The following is a 17,384-nucleotide window of genomic DNA, read 5'->3' as shown; positions in this document are numbered from 1 at the left end:
AGGTGCTCCTTGTTAGAAAGTGGCCTGAAGGTTGAAGTGCAGGCGCGATTCCTGTTTCGAGGTGTTCGGCCCTTCGAGTAGCGGGTAGCCCCAGTCGAGGCTGCCGGACAGCCACTTGCTGAGGCTGGCGCGGGTGCCGAGGCCGACACTGGCCAGGGCGTAATTGGCATCCTGGTCCGGCAGTTCGTCGCGCAGGTAGAGTTGCGCGCCCTCGGCGAAGGCGTAGAAGCGCCAGTCCTGCATCCAGCCGCCGACGTACTTGGCCAGTGACGGTGTGCGCAGTTCTTCGCTCAGCAGAAAGCCGTCATCGGCGGTACGTTCAGCGGCCAGATAGCCGCGCACCGAAGTCGCGCCGCCGGCGGAGAATTGTTCGTTGGAAACCAGTGGCCCCGACGCCAGTTGGAACGCCGCTTTGCTTGCGCTCTGCCAGTCGCTGTCGAAGGTCCAGGTGAAGTTGGTATCGCCCTTGAGCACGGCGAAACTCGGGTTGGCGCGGTAGCGTTTGTAGTCGAAGTCTTCGTCGGAGCTGCCGTAACCGAAGAAGCTTCGAGTGGCCGCGACCAGGCTCAGGCCGAGGCCGAGCTGGCTCTTTTCGCTGTAGCGATAGCCGTTGTAGGCGAAGGTGAACGGCGCGTATTTGAGCGGCACCTTGTCGCTTTCGCCGGACAGGGTCAGGCGCTCGTCGAAGTCCTTGAAGTCGATGCCGGCCGACAGCGAGTTCGACCAGTTGCCGCTGGACGGGATCGTGTAGATCGCCGCTAACCCGTAGGAATGGCCCTTGCCGAGCACGTTGCTGCCGCCGAGGGTGGCGACGTTGCTGTCGGACTGGTAGCCGGAGAACTGCACGCTCCAGCGCTCGGTCAGCGGCGCGGTGTAGGAGCCCGACCAGACCTTGGCATTGTCGGTTTCCTGGGGCGCGGTGAAGAACGTCAGGTTGACGCTGTGCCCCAACTGCCAAAGATTGTTGTAGCCGAGGCTGGTGACAGTACGCAGTTTTTCGGTGTCGGCGCTGTAGTCGTTGTTCAGGCCGACGCTGGCGGTCCACGGGTTCTGGTCTTCGACCTGCAAATCCACGTCCATGGTGCCGGGGCGCTGCCCTTCGCGCACCAGCGGCATTACCTGCCGGCCCGGGGTTTTGTTGAGTTGCGCCAGTTCGCCCTGGACCTTGGCGAAGTCCGGCACCTCGCCTTCCTTCAGGGCCGGGACGTTGTCGCGGATGTCCAGCGGCGAATAGTGTTTGGCGCCGACCACACGCACCCGGCCGACCTTGGTTTCGCTGACTTGCAGATAGACGATACCGTCGGCCACCGCTTGCTCCGGCAGTTCGACGAACACCGATTGATAGCCGCGTTCCTGATAGACCTTCTGCAAGGCGTCTCGCGCGCCTTCGATGTCGCTCAAGGCCTTTTGCGGGCCGAGGAACGGGTACACCGCTTCTTCGATGGCCCGGGCATCGAGCACGGTGTTGCCGCGCACGAAGTATTCGTTGACGTCCACCAGCCGCTGCGCACCTGCGTTTGCGGCCTCCTCGGCGAACGCCGGCTGCACGCCGGCCGTCACCAGCAGCCAGCCCCACAGCGCCAGCCGTGACGTGAAAATCTGCTCCACACTACCCCCTGAAATTCGCGATGACCTGTTGGCGCTCATGCGCCTTGCGTGTGCGTCAATTACTGGCGTTGTTAATTGCTGACGTGCGGGGCCCGGTGTGTTTGCCCAGCCAGGTGTGCAGCAGCGCGAAGTTCAGCGAGAACTCGGGCATTTGCAGCAGCGCGCCGCAGAACACTTCACCGATGATTTTCTGGATGAGCTGCACCGCCCGCGGCTCGTTGAGCAGCGTGGCGATGTCGCGACTGAGGACGTTGAAGCTCCAGACTTTCTGGTTCAGGCCGAGGCCGACAAACCAGCGGAACAGCAGGTTGTAATTGAGCTGTTCATAGAGCTGCTGCTCGCTGGGCACCGAATACAGCAGTTGCAGCAGCAGGATATGCATGACCGTCTGCGGGGCGATCAGCATGCCGGGTTGGGCATCGAGGTCGTGCAGGAGGTCGCGATGGGCATCGAGCAGGTCGTCGATCTGCGGGCGCAGCAGCACCAGCGAATGACCCGGCGGAATATAACTGGAGACCTCTTTCAAGGCGCCCTGCCAGTCATCCTGCGACACGATCCAGACCCACGGCGCACCGTAGCGATACACCGAAACCGGCTTCTTGCGCGCGGCTTCAACGATCTTCGACAGGCGTTGATCGAGTTCCTGCATGCCTACTTTCGAGTAGCGTTCCATAGTCCCCATTGCCTCACTCCCGGCGTCCCGCCTCGGCTTGTGAAAAGCGCCCAAAGGGCCCCTCAAGCGCGTTACATAGGCATGACCGGACTGGCGATGTGCTACCGAACTTTTGTCATAAAAGCTTCATTACAGAAATCGAATGAGATCGATCAGGCACCATAAAAACCTGTGGGAGCGAGCTTGTTTTATTGGTCAGGAATAAACCGGCCAGGTATCGACGATCTTGCCGCCACGTACCGCCAGCAAATCACCGAATTGCAGGAGGACGGCTTCGGTCTGGGTCGGTCGCAGAAAGACTTGATCCTCCACCGTCAGCCCCACGGCATTCGAACCATTGACCATCTCCTGATTCGAGCTACGGCCGTAAACGCCATTGCTTTGAAGCCCCGGCGGCGATTCGAACTCGGCCATCCAGTTACCGCCGTAGATGAAGAAAGTCTGGCGCTGGTTGGTGTCCCACCACGAAAACAGTTTCGACTTGTCATCCAGCGCCGGGATGTTTACTGCTCCGGTACTTTTCAACACCGGCGTGGCGATGTACGCGGCGGGTTCGTGTTCAACCAGAGAAGGCAAGTCGTAATGAGTCGGCTTGAGCATCGCCGTGCCCACCGACACCTCAGTGCTCAGGTGCTCGTTTTCATGCATGCGGTAACTCGGGCTGCCGGCAGTGTTCAGGCACAAGCCGTCGTGCCACAGCGCCGGGTATTGCTGCCGGATAAAGTCGACGCAGCGCTGATAAATCACCATCACCCTGGCGAACAGTTCCTCGGGCGAACCGAGAATCCCCGGCACACCCATACCCACGAACGGGTCGTAGCCCATGAACCCGGCGAATTCCAGATGCTGCGGGTTGGCGGCGATCAGCGCGAGCATTTGCCCGAGCACGTTCAGATCGCTGACACCGCCCCGGTGCAGGCCGACGTCCAGTTCGATGTTGATCCGCATGCGAGTGCCCAAGCCCTGGGCCAGCGCGAGGTATTGCTGCAAGCGTTCGGGGTTGTCGATCAGCCATTGCAGTTGTTTCGCCGGGGCGAAAGGGCCTTTGTGGGTCTGGTAGAAAATCTCCGCCGAACGCACCGGTAGCGGCTTGCCGAGCAGGATGTCCGAATGCGGAAACATCACCGCATCATGATTGAGAAACGGCTGATGAAACGACATCAGTCGCTGCGTCCCTGCCCGTTGGCCGATGTAGCTGAGCAGGCCCTGTGACGGCAGGGATTTCTCCACCAGCCGCAACTGCTTGCCCGCACGATTGACCGAACGCATCACCACGTCGATGTTGTGGTCGAGGCGATCCAGATCGATCAGCAACACCGGGCGCATCGGGCCTTTGCTCTTGAGTTCATTGTTCAGCGCCCGGAAATAGTCGCTGTAAGGCCCGCCGCGATCCCCCGGCCGCAGCCATGCGCCAACCCCCGCCAGCAAAGCGCCGACACCCAAAGTCCCGAGCACGAAATTACGTCGATTGACCGCCATCAGCTCACCCCCAGAATCGACGACAGATGCCCGTTGAGAAACTTGCCGCTCGGGTCCAGCGCCTGGCGTACCTGAATGAATTCCTGCCAGCGCGGATAGAGCGTTTGCAACGTGCGGGCGTTGAGCGTGTGCAATTTGCCCCAGTGCGGCCGGCCGTTGTACTTCCAGAAGATCGGCTCGATCGCGGCGAAGAAGTTATGGTGGTCCATCTGGTAATGCTGGTGGACCGAGATCGAGCAGCTGTCGCGGCCCTCGAACATGCTCAGCGGAATGTCGTCGGCCTTGACGTAGCGGTACTCGATGGGAAACCAGGTGCGCAGGTCCTTGTCGCGGATCAGCTTGAGAATCTCCCGCAGACACGCCGGGCCATGTTCAGCGGGCACCGAATATTCCATTTCATTGAAGCGCACGGTGCGCACGTTGGCGTAGATGTCGAACGAGTCACCAACCCGGTCATCAAAGCTCGCCAGATGCCGCAGGCTGTTGAGCAGCGAACTGCGCAAGTCCGGGAAATCGCTGCCGTACTTGTCGATCTTCTCGATCAGGGTCACGAACTCGTTGCCGCCCTCCTCTTCAGGCGGGATCGGCGGCGTGGGCGGGTCGGTGGTTTCGTTGAGGGCGATCGACAAGGCGTAGTCGGAATGGGTGACGACGAGCATTTCCCAGTGCTGGTTTTCGCTTGTGTTCTTGTCGATGTCTTCCAGCAACTCTTCGGTCCTGGCGATCCACTGTCGCTCGCGCAGGCGATAGGCCGGGCGGTTTTGCAGGCGGATTTTGGTCGCTACGCCCAGCGCGCCCAGGGATACACGGGCGGCGTTGAATACCTCGGGATGACGCTGGCTGTCGCAATCCAGCACCTCGCCGCTGGCGGTGACCAATTGCATCCCGCAGACGTGGGCGGAATAGGACTGGAAGGTTTTGCCGGTGCCGTGGGTCGAGGTGGAAATGGCCCCGGCCAGGGTCTGATAATCGATGTCGGCCATGTTTTGCAGGGCCTGACCGACGTCCTTGAGCGGCACGCCCATGCGCGACATCGGCGTGCCGGCGGCGAATTCGGCTTGCAGGGTTTTCGGGTCGTGATCGAGCAGGCCGTTGAAGTAGCTGAGCGACAACAGCGTACCGTCGGTTGGCACCAGCGCGCTGAAGGAATGCGCCGAGCCGACCGGGCGGATCTTGCCCGGTGCCTGCTGAATGATCGTCGTCAGTTCATCCAGATTCTTCGGCGCCACCCGCGCCGTCGGCAGGCAGCTCTGGCCGCCCGACCAGTTGCGCCACGGGATCAACCGGGGCGCGCGCATCAATTGGCCCAAGGCCGGATTCGTCGCCAGCGCACTGAAAGCGCCGACGATGCTTGCCCGTTGCAACAGCTGCCGGCGTGTCAGATCTATCGGCATGCCAGGATCCTTATTGTGGGAGCGGCTGGTCGGCCATGAAGCCGATCAACTGAAGGAATTGTTCTTCCGAGCACTCGACGCACTGGCCCATCGGCGGCATGCCGTTGTAGCCGTTGATGGCGTGGTCGAGCAGCGTGTCGGCGCCCTGCTGGATGCGCGGTTCCCAGGCCTTGCGGTCACCGGTCAACGGCGCATTCGCGGCAGGGTTGGCGTGGCAGAGCTGGCAGCTGTTGGCGTAGATCTGCGCCAGCGCCGGGTCTTTGGGAATGGCGTTGTTGGTGCTGGCCGGGGGCTTGGGGTCTTCGCCACAGCCAGGCAGCGTCATGGCCAATGCCAGTAATAATGTGAGTCGGATTGCCCGCATAACGGCCTCGCTTATTGTTGTGGTCACACCTTAAGGCAGGCAGGTCGGCGGGTTGAGGGCATTGCGGGACATTGAGGGGGGCAAACGGGGCCAGCCCATTACCGAAGACGATCGTTCCCACGCGCCGCGTGGGAATGCAGCCGTGGACGCTCTGCGTCCGCTTGGAACGCGGAGCGTCCCTTGAGGCATTACCACGCAGAGCATGGAATGATCATGTGTGGATGCCCTCTCTGCTGTGCGGTTTCGCGTGACATTCGCGTGACATTTGCGGGTTTAAATTTCGGCGCGTTCAGGCGTATAACCGTTACAGACTTTTTCAATGACGCGGGGTAGCGACATGACCACAGCAAACATCCTTGGCAACCTGTTCCCTTCTGTCAGCGACATCCCGGAAAAATACCGCCTCGACGGTCAGGTCGAACAACGCGAATACCTGGTCGATGGCCAGTTGCGCCGCTGGGACGGCCCGCTCGCCACCGTGCGCAGCCCGGTCTATCTGCAGGGCGACAACGGCGACGAACAAGTGATCCTCGGCAGCACGCCGCTGCTGGACGCCGACACCGCCCTCACCGCCCTCGACGCCGCCGTGCGCGCCTACGACCGGGGCCAGGGCCTGTGGCCGACCCTGCGCGTGGCCGAACGCATCCAGCACGTCGAGGCCTTCCTCGGGCGCATGCGCCAACAGCGCGATGCCGTGGTGAAACTGCTGATGTGGGAAATCGGCAAAAACCTCAAGGACTCGGAAAAAGAGTTCGACCGCACCTGCGACTATATCGTCGACACCATCAATGCACTGAAAGAACTCGACCGCCGCTCCAGCCGCTTCGAGCTGGAACAGGACACCCTCGGCCAGATCCGCCGCGTCCCGCTTGGCGTGGCGCTGTGCATGGGCCCTTACAACTATCCGCTGAACGAGACCTTCACCACGCTGATTCCGGCGCTGATCATGGGCAACACCGTGGTGTTCAAACCGGCCAAGCTCGGCGTGCTGCTGATCCGCCCATTGCTTGAAGCCTTCCGCGACAGCTTCCCGACCGGCGTGATCAACGTGATTTACGGCAGCGGCCGTGAGACCGTCAGTGCGCTGATGGCCAGCGGCAAGATCGACATCTTCGCCTTCATCGGCACCAACAAGGCCGCCAGCGACCTGAAAAAACTGCACCCGAAACCACACCGTTTGCGCGCCGCGCTGGGGCTGGATGCGAAGAACCCCGGCATCGTTCTGCCCGAGGTGGATCTGGACAATGCCGTCAGCGAAGCGGTTACCGGCTCTCTGTCGTTCAACGGCCAGCGCTGCACCGCGTTGAAAATCCTGTTCGTGCACGAAGACGTGGTCGAAAGCTTCATCGAGAAATTCAACGCCAAACTCGCCAGCCTCAAACCGGGCATGCCGTGGGACAGCGGGGTTTCGCTGACGCCGCTGCCGGAGTCGGGCAAGGTCGATTATCTGCATGGGCTGATGGCTGACGCGCAAAGCAAAGGCGCCCAGGTGGTCAACCCGAACGGTGGCGAAGCGCGGGCCTCGTTCTTCTATCCGGCGGTGCTGTACCCGGTGACGCCGCAGATGCGCGTGTATCAGGAAGAGCAATTCGGCCCGGTGGTGCCGATCGTGCCGTACCGTCACCTCGACACCGTCATCGACTACGTCCTGGAGTCGGACTTCGGCCAGCAACTGAGCATCTTCGGCACCAACCCGGTGGCGGTCGGTCGACTGGTCGACACCTTTGCCAACCAGGTCGGTCGGATCAATCTCAACGCCCAGTGCCAGCGCGGTCCGGACACTTACCCGTTCAACGGGCGCAAGAACTCCGCCGAGGGCACGCTGTCGGTACACGATGCACTGCGGGTGTTTTCGATCCGTACGCTGGTGGCAACCAAGTTCCAGGAACCCAACAAGGATCTGATCAGCGAAATCATTCGCGGGCGCGATTCGAACTTCATCGCCACCGACTACATCTTCTGAGGAGGAATCAGCGCTGAGCACTTTCAGCCCCCATCGCTGGCCGCCGCTGTTGCGGCGGATCCTGCGGCCATTGCTTGATCCGTATCGACGCTATCGCCATGCACGAACCATTCACGCGGTGCGGGTCGCACTGGGGTTGTTGGCGACGATCCTGCTGACCACCGGCATCAATCTGCCCCACGGCGAATGGGCGTCGGTGACCATGCTGGTGGTAATCGGCGGCTTGCAACACCACGGCAACATCGGCAAGAAAGCCGCCGAACGCGCCACCGGCACCTTGATTGGCGCCGGCGTCGGCCTGTTATTGGTGGCGCAGCATGCGTGGCTGGGCATGCCGTGGCTGACCTATTTTGCAATGGCGGTGGTGTGCGGATTCTTTTCGTATCACGCCATCGGCAAGGGCGGCTACACCGCCCTGCTCTCGGCCATCACCGTTTTCATCGTCGCCGGGCATGGCGACAACCCGATCACCGACGGGCTGTGGCGCGGGGTCGATATCCTGATCGGTATCGCCCTGGCCCTGGCCTTTTCTTTCGCCCTGCCGCTGTACGCGGTGTACTCGTGGCGCTACAACCTGGCCGATGCGTTGCGTGATTGCGCCACGGTGTACGGGCGGATCATCGGTGGCCAACCGGTGACGGCCGACGAACACTTGAAGTTGATGAGCCGGCTGAACGCGGTGATGGTGCAACTGCGTTCGCTGATGCCGTCGGTGTCCAAGGAAGTCAAAGTCTCGATGACCGAACTGGACGCGATCCAGCGTAACCTGCGCATGTGCATCAGCACTCTGGAAATCCTTGGCAACATCCGCCCGGACGCCAACGATCCCGACGCCATGGCGCACCTGCAAGCGGCGCTCAGGGCCGAGCACCGGCATATTCGCGTGCAATTGATCGGCATGGCCCGGGCGTTGAAAACCGGCGCATCCCAGCGGTTGGGACGCCCGGTGGAATTGCCGGACGCCAGCCTCGACACGCCGGTCTACAGCCCGCTGGACGGTTACCGTCTGTTGACCCGGCAACTGGCAGCCAACATCAGCGAGATGCGCCAGCGTCTGGCGAAGACTGCGCCGCGCTGGAATATCTGAGGTTTACTGCGCGGCCAGGCGCCGCGCCTTCAGGCCCCAGCCCTGTTGCATGCCGGCAGCGGCCAACAGGATCGCCGCCACGCCGATCCATTGCAGGGTTTGCAGTTGATGACCGAAAGCAAACCAGTCGACGAAAATCGCCGCGATCGGGTAGATGAACGACAGCGCGCCGGTCAATGCGGTGGGTAATTTCTGGATCGCACCGTAGAGCAGAACGTACATCAGGCCGGTATGGACAATGCCCAGCGTCACCAGACTGGCCCAAGCGCTTGGTGCCTCGGGCATTGCCGAGAAATGGGCGAACGGCGCGAGCAGCAACACACCAGTGCAGACCTGGATCAGCGCAATCAGATGCGGCGGCGTGCCGCTCAGGCGCTTGATGATCAACGCAGCGATGGCGTACAGAAACGCCGCCCCCAGCGCCAGTGCGATCCCCGTCAGGTAATCACTGCCGCCCTCGCCCTGCCCGCCGTGGGCACTGACGATGGCCAGCATCCCCATGAAGGAAATCGCCAGCCAGAACAGCTTCTGCAGGGTGATCTTTTCGCCGAGAAACAGCGCCGCCAGCCCCACCAGCATGAACGGCTGCACGTTGTACACCGCCGTACCGATGGCAATCGAAGCCCGTGAATAAGAAGCGAACAGCAATACCCAGTTACCGACAATCGCCCCCCCACTGAGCACAGCAAGCAGGAATGTGGCGCGGGTCAGAATGCCTGACCGCAGGAAGCCGAAAGCGGCGCAGATCAGCAACAAAGTCCCGGCGCCGAACACGCAGCGCCAGAACACCACGTCCAGCACCGGTTGCCCGGACACCAGCACGAACCAGCCGATCGTCCCGGATATCAGCATGGCGGCGGTCATTTCGAATGAGCCGCGACGGATTGTTTTGTCCATCATCAATCTCCTTAATGTGTGGCAAAAGTATGCCAAGCGAGACCGAGGCTTCTCCAGCGCAAAAAGCAGGCTAAACTCGATTTCTGCCTTTTTTATCAAGGGTGGTTTGAGCCATTCGCCTAATGCAGGAGTTTTGTATGACCGACGATATCGACCAGATCCTGATCGGGGCCTTGATGGAGGATTCGCGGCGCTCGCTCAAGGCGCTGGCGCAGATCAGCGGGCTGTCCTCGCCCAGCGTGGCCGAGCGCTTGCGCCGCCTGGAAGAACGCGGTGTGCTCAAGGGCTACACCGTGGAGATCGACCCGAAGTGCTTCGGTTATCAGTTACAGGCGATTGTCCGGGTACGGCCATTGCCGGGGCAATTGCAGGAAGTCGAGCGGCAGATCCTGTCGATTCCCGAATTCACCGAATGCGACAAGGTTACTGGCGAGGATTGTTTTATCGCTCGTCTGCATGTGCGTTCGATGGAGCAGCTCGATACCCTGCTCGATCGGCTGAATACCCTGGCGGAAACCAATACCGCGATCGTCAAGAAGACCCCGGTGAAACGTCGATTGCCGCCGATGGGATAAGCGGCGAAGATTGAGTTTTTCCGGCGAAGGATTGGCGGCATGAAAATTCAGGCAATGATGCTGGCGGCGTTGATGCTGGCTGGGTGCGGGACGGTGCAGACCGTAGCATTCAGTGACAAGCATTCCACCGAGCAGTTGAAGGCTAACAAATCCTACTGCGGCGCCGTACCGCGCATCTACAGTGGCGTGACGTACGACTTCTGCCTGCTGCACGCCGAAAAGCCGGATGACGTCGATGCGTTCAACTACAAGAACGCGACGCCGGGCCTGCTGGTCGATGCGGCCGTGTCGGGAGTGCTCGATACATTGCTGTTGCCCTACACGATCTATAAGCAACAGGCTGATGGCAGCATCGTGATCAATTGATCGCCTGCTCTCTTTTTCGCAGGCAACAAAAAACCCGCTTTCGCGGGTTTTCTGTTTATAGCGGTGCAGCGATCAGTCGTCGCGGCTCATGATGCCGAAGATCTGCAACAGGCTGACGAACAGGTTGTAGATCGATACATACAGGCTGATGGTCGCCATGATGTAGTTGCGCTCGCCGCCATGGATGATGGCGCTGGTCTGGAACAGGATGCAGACCGACGAGAACAGTACGAAACCTGCGCTGATCGCCAGTTGCAGACCGCTGATCTGGAAGAACATGCTCGCCAGCGTCGCGCCCAGCAGGACGAAGAAACCGGCGGTGATGAAACCACCGAGGAAGCTCATGTCCTTGCGGGTGATCAGCACGTAGGCCGACAGACCACCAAACACCAGTGCGGTCATCGCGAACGCGGAGCTTACGACTTCAGCGCCGCCCTGCATGCCCAGGTAACGGTTGAGGATCGGGCCGAGCAGGAAACCCATGAAACCGGTCAGGGCAAACGCCGACACCAGGCCCCAGGCGGAATCACGAAGCTTGTTGGTGAGGAAGAACAGCCCGTAGAAACCGATCAGCACCACGAAAATGTTCGGGTAGCCGACCCGCATCTGCTGGGCTACGAACGCCATCACACCGCTGAATGCGAGGGTGAGCGCCAGTAGACCGTAAGTGTTGCGCAGGACGCGGCTAACCTCTAGCTGCTCAGCCTGCACGCTGTTGTGAACTGCGTAATCCTGTTCGCGCATGGCGACACTCCTGTTGGTTTGAAACGTTCAGTCGCAAAGATCATAACAGACGCTCTGTAACAAGCCATGCACAGAGTTTGACAGTGTGTTTCATTCAGGTATTATGGCGCCCGCAACGCAACGGAGGTGTGGCCGAGTGGTTTAAGGCAACGGTCTTGAAAACCGTCGACTGTAACAGGTCCATGAGTTCGAATCCCATCGCCTCCGCCATATTTGATACGACAAAGCCCTGATTATTCAGGGCTTTGTCGTTTCTGGCGTTCTGAAAAATATGCGGTCATCGAGATGTGTTCCATAACTATTCTGGACGTGTTCCATAACTAGCAGCTTTTCACTCCCTTCTCCGGCGTCCTGCCGAACATAAAACACTCTTCATGTAACACGGTGCTACGCTGGGCTCTTTCACGGAGGAACACGCGATGTCTAACTCTGATCTGCTCCCTTCCCTGCTCTACAAAATCAACGAGAACCAACTGGCCCTCGAAGCCGCCATCATGGAGCTCACCCTCTGGGTTGAGCAGCGCGGATTCGCCGAAGTCGGGGAAAACGTTCGCGTGTCACTGGGCGCAATCGATCGAAATGAGGAATTCATCAAGATGACCCTGGCGGTATTGATGACTCCTGAGTGAACGTCTCAACACTTTCCAAAAGCAGTCTTCACATCCTGAAGCGCTTCCCATGGATTGAAATCTACATCGCGGAGGCGGCAGTGTGAGAAATGCGGGAACCGCTCGGAATTATTGATTTCCCGCTGAGCCGCGCCGCAGTACTTGCACTTAACCGTTGCGTTAACAATTGACCAGTCTGAACTCCATTTCAGTAAGTGCTCCAAGGGGGTCATGCTGTCTAACCTTTACGAAAACCTGTACATAAAAATACTATCCGTACAAGTTTTGTAGGGCAAGGCCGCAAATTGCCAGCTCCGCCCGCAGTTCGTCGCCTCACTCTCGCCGGTGGAACGCGCCTCGATTACTGTATATCCAAACAGTACACAGCAAGGCACTTCCGTGAACTCCTCCGATATCGAAAACACCGACGACTGGCTCGGCTGCCCGACGCCGCTCGAAACTTGCCGGCATCAACTCGCGCTCTACGAAAATGAATTCGAGGAACTGAACCTGCAGCTGCGACAAGCCCGGGAGCAGATATTCAAACTGGTTGAAATGCACGCCTCTGCGGCGACGGCGCGCGATCAGCTTCGCACTGAACTGGCAGCTGCGAAGTCAGAAGCGGCAAATGCCAATAGGCGCGCGACCGATATCGAGACGAAAAGCAACTGGGAACTGATGGCGAAGAACAAGCACATTAGCGAATTGAATGAAAGAATCATGGCCATGCAGGGAAAAAGCGTGTTCCCAAAATCCCCAGATCCAACACCGCTGAACTGATCGAGGTTATTTAATGCGTCAGCGTCCGGATATACGCCTGGCACGCCTGCAGCGCAATCAGTCCCCGGTCACCTTCATCGGTGATGGCGACAATTCGTTGAGCATGCGCTGGGTCAAGTTCGGCTCGTATGGGGCCATGAACCACGCCGCCGGCGCCGGCGGTGGCAGGCACTGAACAGCCACCGGCTGAATCCGCATCGAGGAGGACTGACAGCCGCAGATCAGAAGTGGCAAGACGATCGCGCAAGAGAGCCTGGGCTTTTTGAGCATTGGTCATTTTCTCGGAGTGGGTTTTGTCACTGGCCGCCAGCCGCTGCTCGAGCGCCAGTCGCTTGTCCTGCTCGGCCTGCTGCGCGGCGGCGGCCGCCATGGTCAGTTGATTCAGGGTTTCGGTGTGCAGCCGGGCCTGCTTGGCCAGTTGCTCACCGTAGCGCCAGTCTTGGACCTGCCAAGCGACAGCCCCTGCGGTCATGGCCAGCATTACAACGCCGATCAACCTCCACGGGACGGTCACGCCAGCACCGCCCGCGCCTTCTCCCACAGCGCAAGCCGATCCTCCAAACCGTTCAGCCCGCCATTGATGCGCCGGGTGATGGTGTTGAACTGATCGCGATCGGCCAAATCGTTCAGCCCGTTCTGCTTCCAGAACCAGGCCGCCGACATAGCGGCATGTTGTGGCAGCTCGAGCTGCTCAGGGTGATTGATCAGGTCGAGGCCCAGCGCCTCGCCGCACGCGGCATAGTTCGCCCGCCCGGTAATCTGGATCAAGCCGCGTCCGCAGTACTTCCGGCCGTCACCCGGCACGGTGTTGCCAAGGTCTTCGCGGCCTTCGTACCCGCGCTGCGCATCGGTCGGCCCCCAGATTTCGCGCACCCAGCGCAAATGGCCGGATTCGTGGCCAATCTGGGCAATGAAGGCAGCAACGCGCTTCGTGCCGACGATCTGATATTGCTGCATCGCCGTATTGAGCGCGGGTGCAAAAACGCCGGCTTTGGCGCCGGCGTTTGGGAGGATCTGCAGCAACTGCTGCTGAGTAATGGGCATACTTTTCTCCAGGCAAAAAAATACCCGCTGAGCAGCGGGCGTTGGGTAGAATGCATTTCAATAAATTTTGGTACTATCCTGAGACCTTAATTAATTAAATTTTGCTCTTGGATATTAAAAAGAGTTAATAAATTGAAAACAACCAGCGAAAAAAATACTGACATACAGATATTGAGAGCTATTGCAATACTACTAGTTATTGCTCAGCATATAAGATCAAGACTACCAACACCTCAAGCGTATCACGAAATATTTGATCACGTAACGTTTTGGCCGGGGGTTGATATCTTTTTTGCGATATCTGGATTTCTTATTTGCAAAACATTTTTCAGAGATATGCAGACATCCCAAACAAAAACCTCTGCTATTAAGTCATTTTGGATCCGAAGAGTTGCTAGATTATTACCTGCCGTGGTTTTTTGGGGAGTGACATCAATTGCAATTTCTTTTTATACTTCTAGCTATCCTAATACAAATCCGTCCCTAGTAGCAAAAAGTGCGTTGACTGGAATACTTGGCGTATCGAATATCTACTGGGCGTCTTGTGTGCAATTTGCACTCGAGTGCGGTAGCGCAGATTATAACGCTGTCACTTGGTCCCTGTCCCTTGAATGGCAGCTATACGCATTATCGACATTGTTATTTGTGGCTACCGGATTCAGAAAAGGCATTATCATACTCGCGGCAATATCGATAATCATGTCCTTCCTACCATCCCCAAGCTTTTCGTTCCCGTGGGTGTTTAGACCGCAGGCTTTTGTGATCGGAGCGTTGATTTTCTTAATCGGCACTGAAAAATCAAAAGCATTAAATCCCTCAGCAAACATTGCACTTCTTTTCACAGGATTATTAATCTGCTTGCTCTCTCCGATTAACATACCGCAACCTTTTACTGTTCCAGCCATTTCAGTTGGAGCCGGGTTATGCTTGTATTCCACGCTAGGTGGCTCTTCAATTCCACCCCTCATTGGCGGATTCTTCTCTTGGATCGGAGAGCGGTCGTATTCAATTTACCTGTGCCATCTACCTATGATACTTTTTAGTAGGGAAATTTTAAACACTTTAAGCTTGACAGCCCCTTCAAATATTAATTTCTTTATTGGCATAGTCATCGCAACAGCCTTGATCGCATTCATGTCTGAAGCCTCTTACAAATTCATCGAGCTCCCATTTCAAAGAAAACTTTCAAATAGACGACCAGAGATAAATTTGGCCACCCAACAAACAACAACACCTCAATTATAGAGTTATACTATTGAGCGCCTAAGTTAGTGGCGGCGCTGGCCAATCTGTTGTGCTTGGCCAGTCCGAACGCTCTGATGTTTTGCTCAAAGCGCTCCGATACTTTTTCCAAGCCTTCAAATTCGACAAACCGTCTTCTGTGATTTCACCCACGTCATAGTCATCCTGAAGCGGCTGAATAATCTTGCTGGCCTCATCGAGCAGGGAGTCGAGAACAGTTTTTACGGCCGATTCGATTCGCTGCTGCTCGGCCAGCTGGATCAGCCATTGTGGTAGTTCTTCGGAAAAGCGTTCTCCCTCAGCGAGAGGCCAGTCCTCTTGGATGCTTCTCCAGCCCGTACTGGTAATTGCATAAGGCATAATTTATCGCTCCAGTCCGTAACCGCGCACACCAATCGAGCTACCACCCGTAACGGCAGTAACGTGCCTGTAGTTAACCGTCTGAACGACGCTACACAAAGTATCAGCCTGATATCGAGTCCCGGCGGGACACGAAAGTATTTCGATTGTGTTGGCATAACCGACGATCAGCGTCCCACCACTCGGCGGACCATAGAGCGTCAAAATGCATCTTTGTGTTGTCGGTGGAATAAAGGATGAGCAGCTTACAGATGTGGCCGAGGTAGCTGTCCCGCCCGACAAGGCCAGGGTTGTTGATGCGTCCTCGGTGTAGATCAGCGCACCACCTGATAACAGAAATGGCCGCAAGCCGCTCGCACCGCACCGTACGGCAGCAATGAAGCGCCTACTGGAGTCACCGGTCTTTGTTCTGGCTGTGCCGAAATAAGGTGCAGATGGAGCAGTTGTCACCAGCTCAATTGTCGCGACTCCAGTAGTTTCGAACAGGTACAGGTAGTACCAGGTGTTTGCCGCCAGCGTGAGGCCAGAAAGTGTCAGCGGTGCCGATACCTTCAGTGTTTTGGCCAATCCAGGGATGAATGCAGCACCGGAGTCCACGCTGATGGAGTTTGAAGAGTTCCAGATCGGGTTGAGGCCATCGATGTACCCGTCCGACACGCCACCCTGTAACGGGGTGATCGGTTTCGTCAGCCCATTCAGTTCAGTAATGTCCGAGTTTGCGCCAGACTTCGCCGCCACCAACGTTGTCCGGGCCGCAGCGGCATCCGTATCATCAACCAAGGTCTTGGCGAAATTGGAAAATCCTAAGTTGGTGAGCGCTGCCGAGCCGGTGATGGCGCCCGTCCCTCCCTTTTCAACCGGCAAGATGTCGTAATTCCCAGTCGTCCCGAGTTCCGCCAGCTTGGCGCCCCATTGATTGACGAGTGCGCGCAAGGCGTCTGCCGAGTCTTTGACATAACCCTGCATGGGAGCCAACGCGTATGCACCAGCGTTGTCGGTCGCGCCTTGGTAGTTCGGCGAAATCGAAAGCGCTGTATCGCTGGCGATGTTGGTCACCTCGTACCAGCCACCATCCGGGCCGCGGAACGCATCACCGACTCGGGCGTTGGCGATGAACGCAGTATTGGTGCCGATCACCGCATTGGAATTTTGGACGACAGAAACCGTCCCGGTTTTGTACCAGGGCATGGCGTGTTCCTATTGGGAAGTTAGACAGCCTGCTTCGCAAAGACCGCAGGCAAGAAAAAGGCGAATGGGTTGTTTGCTGCAACAGTTACCGCATAGAGCGTGCCAGCGGAAAAATCCCAGGTGCAATACAGCTGCCGAGGGATCGTCCCTCCCGAAACCATCGTCATGCCGAAGTTATTGATCAGCATGAATTCGTTCTGGGGGAAGCTGAAAGGCACCGAATAGTAATTGCGGTATAAGCCTTGATCGGTCTGATCCGACTTCACGTATGTCCAGTTCTGGAAAGCTCGCGTAAAAGTTGCGTTTGGTGTTCCGGAGTCGAAAAGCATCTTCCCGGCCCCGTCCCAAAGCCGCATGCCGTACTGAGCGACCGCTTGTGCGGCAAACGCTGCCACGAAATATCGGCCGTTCGGCTGAGCGGTGGCGTTGCTGTACGTCCTGACGTAGAAGCCGGTCCAGTTACCTGCCGAGCCGATTAACCGCATATTGCTCAGGCCTGCGATCAAAGCGCTGTTGTCCGGACGTACAAACACCAGCGGCGGCTCTTGGGAAGTCACTGGCCTCTCGAAGTAGGTTGTTGAGCCCATGCCGGCTTCTTCAGTCGGCGCATATCTTCCGCTGGAGATCACCATCAACCGGGCAAACTCCGAGTCGATAGTGACCACGTTGCTGTTGTTTGTGAATTGAAGGCCGTATCCCGCCATTAGTTGAACCTCATTACGATCAGTCGCATCGTCCCTGACGCGATCGTACTGGCGTACCCCCGCGTGTGGTTATAGACCCTTGCCACGTTGTCGACGAGCTCGGTTTCGAACTGCTGTTGCTGGTCGGTGTAAGGTCCGATCGGCACTACAATTGCGCAACCATTCGCCGGCCCCACGCCGGGAACCGAAAAATCCTGATTGGTCTTCGCAGCGTTACTGAAAGTCACCAGCGTCGACAGCACCACCCGAATGGTGAATGAGTTCTCATCGACCTGAAGAGCGCCGTCGGCGCCCCAGATCCTCACGCC

Annotated in this window: 20 protein-coding genes and 1 tRNA gene; 8 read left to right on the top strand and 13 right to left on the bottom strand. The window is 58.1% G+C overall.

Annotated features, from left to right (window positions below):
• Nucleotides 1–12 precede the first annotated feature (12 nt).
• The 5 genes from CAF73_RS23010 to CAF73_RS22990 all read right to left on the bottom strand — a co-directional run bounded on the left by CAF73_RS23010 (nt 13) and on the right by CAF73_RS22990 (nt 5,518).
• Nucleotides 13–1,608: a ShlB/FhaC/HecB family hemolysin secretion/activation protein gene (locus CAF73_RS23010; RefSeq protein WP_085700723.1), complete on the bottom strand. Its 1,596-nt coding sequence runs from the start codon at nt 1,606–1,608 to the stop codon at nt 13–15.
• 55 nt (nt 1,609–1,663) lie between these two features.
• On the bottom strand, nt 1,664–2,290 hold the full coding sequence (locus tag CAF73_RS23005; RefSeq protein WP_085703965.1) for a transposase: 627 nt from the start codon (nt 2,288–2,290) through the stop codon (nt 1,664–1,666).
• A 186-nt stretch (nt 2,291–2,476) separates the two neighbouring features.
• Nucleotides 2,477–3,685, bottom strand: a complete 1,209-nt coding sequence (locus CAF73_RS23000) for a DSD1 family PLP-dependent enzyme (RefSeq protein WP_176247760.1) — start codon at nt 3,683–3,685, stop codon at nt 2,477–2,479.
• Nucleotides 3,686–3,759: 74 nt separating this feature from the next.
• The gene (locus tag CAF73_RS22995; protein ID WP_176247759.1) at nt 3,760–5,088 is read right to left on the bottom strand and encodes a D-arabinono-1,4-lactone oxidase; all 1,329 of its coding nucleotides are present in this window, start codon (nt 5,086–5,088) and stop codon (nt 3,760–3,762) included.
• Between the two features lie 76 nt (nt 5,089–5,164).
• Nucleotides 5,165–5,518, bottom strand: coding sequence for a cytochrome c5 family protein (locus CAF73_RS22990; protein ID WP_085683848.1), 354 nt, complete (start codon nt 5,516–5,518; stop codon nt 5,165–5,167).
• A 337-nt stretch (nt 5,519–5,855) separates the two neighbouring features.
• On the opposite strand from CAF73_RS22990, the gene CAF73_RS22985 reads away from it, so the two are divergent.
• Nucleotides 5,856–7,481, top strand: a complete 1,626-nt coding sequence (locus tag CAF73_RS22985) for an NADP-dependent glyceraldehyde-3-phosphate dehydrogenase (RefSeq protein ID WP_085703959.1) — start codon at nt 5,856–5,858, stop codon at nt 7,479–7,481.
• Between the two features lie 46 nt (nt 7,482–7,527).
• A complete protein-coding gene (locus CAF73_RS22980) occupies nt 7,528–8,568 on the top strand; it encodes an FUSC family protein (protein WP_170929792.1) in 1,041 nt (346 codons plus the stop codon).
• 3 nt (nt 8,569–8,571) lie between these two features.
• On the opposite strand, the gene CAF73_RS22975 is transcribed toward CAF73_RS22980, so the two are convergent.
• On the bottom strand, nt 8,572–9,465 hold the full coding sequence (locus CAF73_RS22975) for a DMT family transporter (protein WP_085703957.1): 894 nt from the start codon (nt 9,463–9,465) through the stop codon (nt 8,572–8,574).
• 137 nt (nt 9,466–9,602) lie between these two features.
• Between CAF73_RS22975 and CAF73_RS22970 the strand changes: the two genes are divergently transcribed.
• Together CAF73_RS22970 and CAF73_RS22965 are read left to right on the top strand one after the other, a co-directional pair.
• Complete coding sequence (locus CAF73_RS22970) at nt 9,603–10,040, top strand: Lrp/AsnC family transcriptional regulator (RefSeq protein ID WP_085700731.1); 438 nt, start codon at nt 9,603–9,605, stop codon at nt 10,038–10,040.
• 39 nt (nt 10,041–10,079) lie between these two features.
• Nucleotides 10,080–10,406 carry a YceK/YidQ family lipoprotein gene (locus CAF73_RS22965; protein ID WP_085703955.1) on the top strand — a complete coding sequence of 109 codons (327 nt, stop codon included), beginning with the start codon at nt 10,080–10,082 and terminating at the stop codon, nt 10,404–10,406.
• A 72-nt stretch (nt 10,407–10,478) separates the two neighbouring features.
• Here CAF73_RS22965 and CAF73_RS22960 read toward each other — a convergent pair whose 3' ends face one another.
• Nucleotides 10,479–11,150 (bottom strand): Bax inhibitor-1/YccA family protein, encoded by a 672-nt coding sequence (locus CAF73_RS22960; RefSeq protein ID WP_007955123.1) that lies wholly within the window; start codon nt 11,148–11,150, stop codon nt 10,479–10,481.
• Nucleotides 11,151–11,272: 122 nt separating this feature from the next.
• Between CAF73_RS22960 and CAF73_RS22955 the strand changes: the two genes are divergently transcribed.
• From CAF73_RS22955 to CAF73_RS22945, 3 genes are all read left to right on the top strand, one after another.
• A tRNA-Ser gene (locus CAF73_RS22955) sits at nt 11,273–11,360 on the top strand.
• Nucleotides 11,361–11,569: 209 nt separating this feature from the next.
• Nucleotides 11,570–11,779, top strand: coding sequence for a hypothetical protein (locus tag CAF73_RS22950; RefSeq protein ID WP_085703953.1), 210 nt, complete (start codon nt 11,570–11,572; stop codon nt 11,777–11,779).
• 378 nt (nt 11,780–12,157) lie between these two features.
• Complete coding sequence (locus CAF73_RS22945; protein ID WP_256574794.1) at nt 12,158–12,538, top strand: hypothetical protein; 381 nt, start codon at nt 12,158–12,160, stop codon at nt 12,536–12,538.
• A 10-nt stretch (nt 12,539–12,548) separates the two neighbouring features.
• Here the strand turns inward: CAF73_RS22945 and CAF73_RS22940 are convergent, their stop codons facing one another.
• Entirely contained in the window at nt 12,549–13,052 is a 504-nt protein-coding gene (locus CAF73_RS22940) for a lysis system i-spanin subunit Rz (protein ID WP_085704046.1), read from the bottom strand.
• Nucleotides 13,049–13,582, bottom strand: coding sequence for a glycoside hydrolase family 19 protein (locus CAF73_RS22935; protein ID WP_085703951.1), 534 nt, complete (start codon nt 13,580–13,582; stop codon nt 13,049–13,051). Before CAF73_RS22935 ends, CAF73_RS22940 begins: the two co-directional genes overlap by 4 nt.
• Before the next feature lie 132 nt (nt 13,583–13,714).
• Between CAF73_RS22935 and CAF73_RS22930 the strand changes: the two genes are divergently transcribed.
• Nucleotides 13,715–14,827: an acyltransferase gene (locus CAF73_RS22930; protein WP_176247757.1), complete on the top strand. Its 1,113-nt coding sequence runs from the start codon at nt 13,715–13,717 to the stop codon at nt 14,825–14,827.
• 18 nt (nt 14,828–14,845) lie between these two features.
• On the opposite strand, the gene CAF73_RS22925 is transcribed toward CAF73_RS22930, so the two are convergent.
• Genes CAF73_RS22925 through CAF73_RS22910 form a run of 4 tightly spaced genes read right to left on the bottom strand, consistent with a single transcriptional unit; the run spans nt 14,846 to nt 17,381 of the window.
• On the bottom strand, nt 14,846–15,184 hold the full coding sequence (locus CAF73_RS22925; protein ID WP_085703946.1) for a tail fiber assembly protein: 339 nt from the start codon (nt 15,182–15,184) through the stop codon (nt 14,846–14,848).
• A gap of 3 nt (nt 15,185–15,187) precedes the next feature.
• Entirely contained in the window at nt 15,188–16,372 is a 1,185-nt protein-coding gene (locus CAF73_RS30575; RefSeq protein ID WP_256574792.1) for a hypothetical protein, read from the bottom strand.
• Nucleotides 16,373–16,392: 20 nt separating this feature from the next.
• Nucleotides 16,393–17,076 (bottom strand): hypothetical protein, encoded by a 684-nt coding sequence (locus CAF73_RS22915; RefSeq protein WP_085703944.1) that lies wholly within the window; start codon nt 17,074–17,076, stop codon nt 16,393–16,395.
• Nucleotides 17,076–17,381, bottom strand: coding sequence for a hypothetical protein (locus CAF73_RS22910; protein WP_085704044.1), 306 nt, complete (start codon nt 17,379–17,381; stop codon nt 17,076–17,078). The genes CAF73_RS22915 and CAF73_RS22910 overlap by 1 nt, the downstream gene beginning before the upstream one ends.
• Between the last annotated feature and the right edge of the window lie 3 nt (nt 17,382–17,384).

The sequence above is a fragment of the Pseudomonas sp. B15(2017) genome (assembly GCF_002113215.1).
Lineage (GTDB): Bacteria > Pseudomonadota > Gammaproteobacteria > Pseudomonadales > Pseudomonadaceae > Aquipseudomonas.
Note: the sequence above shows the minus strand (reverse complement) of the source record. Positions and strands in the feature narration are given on the sequence as shown.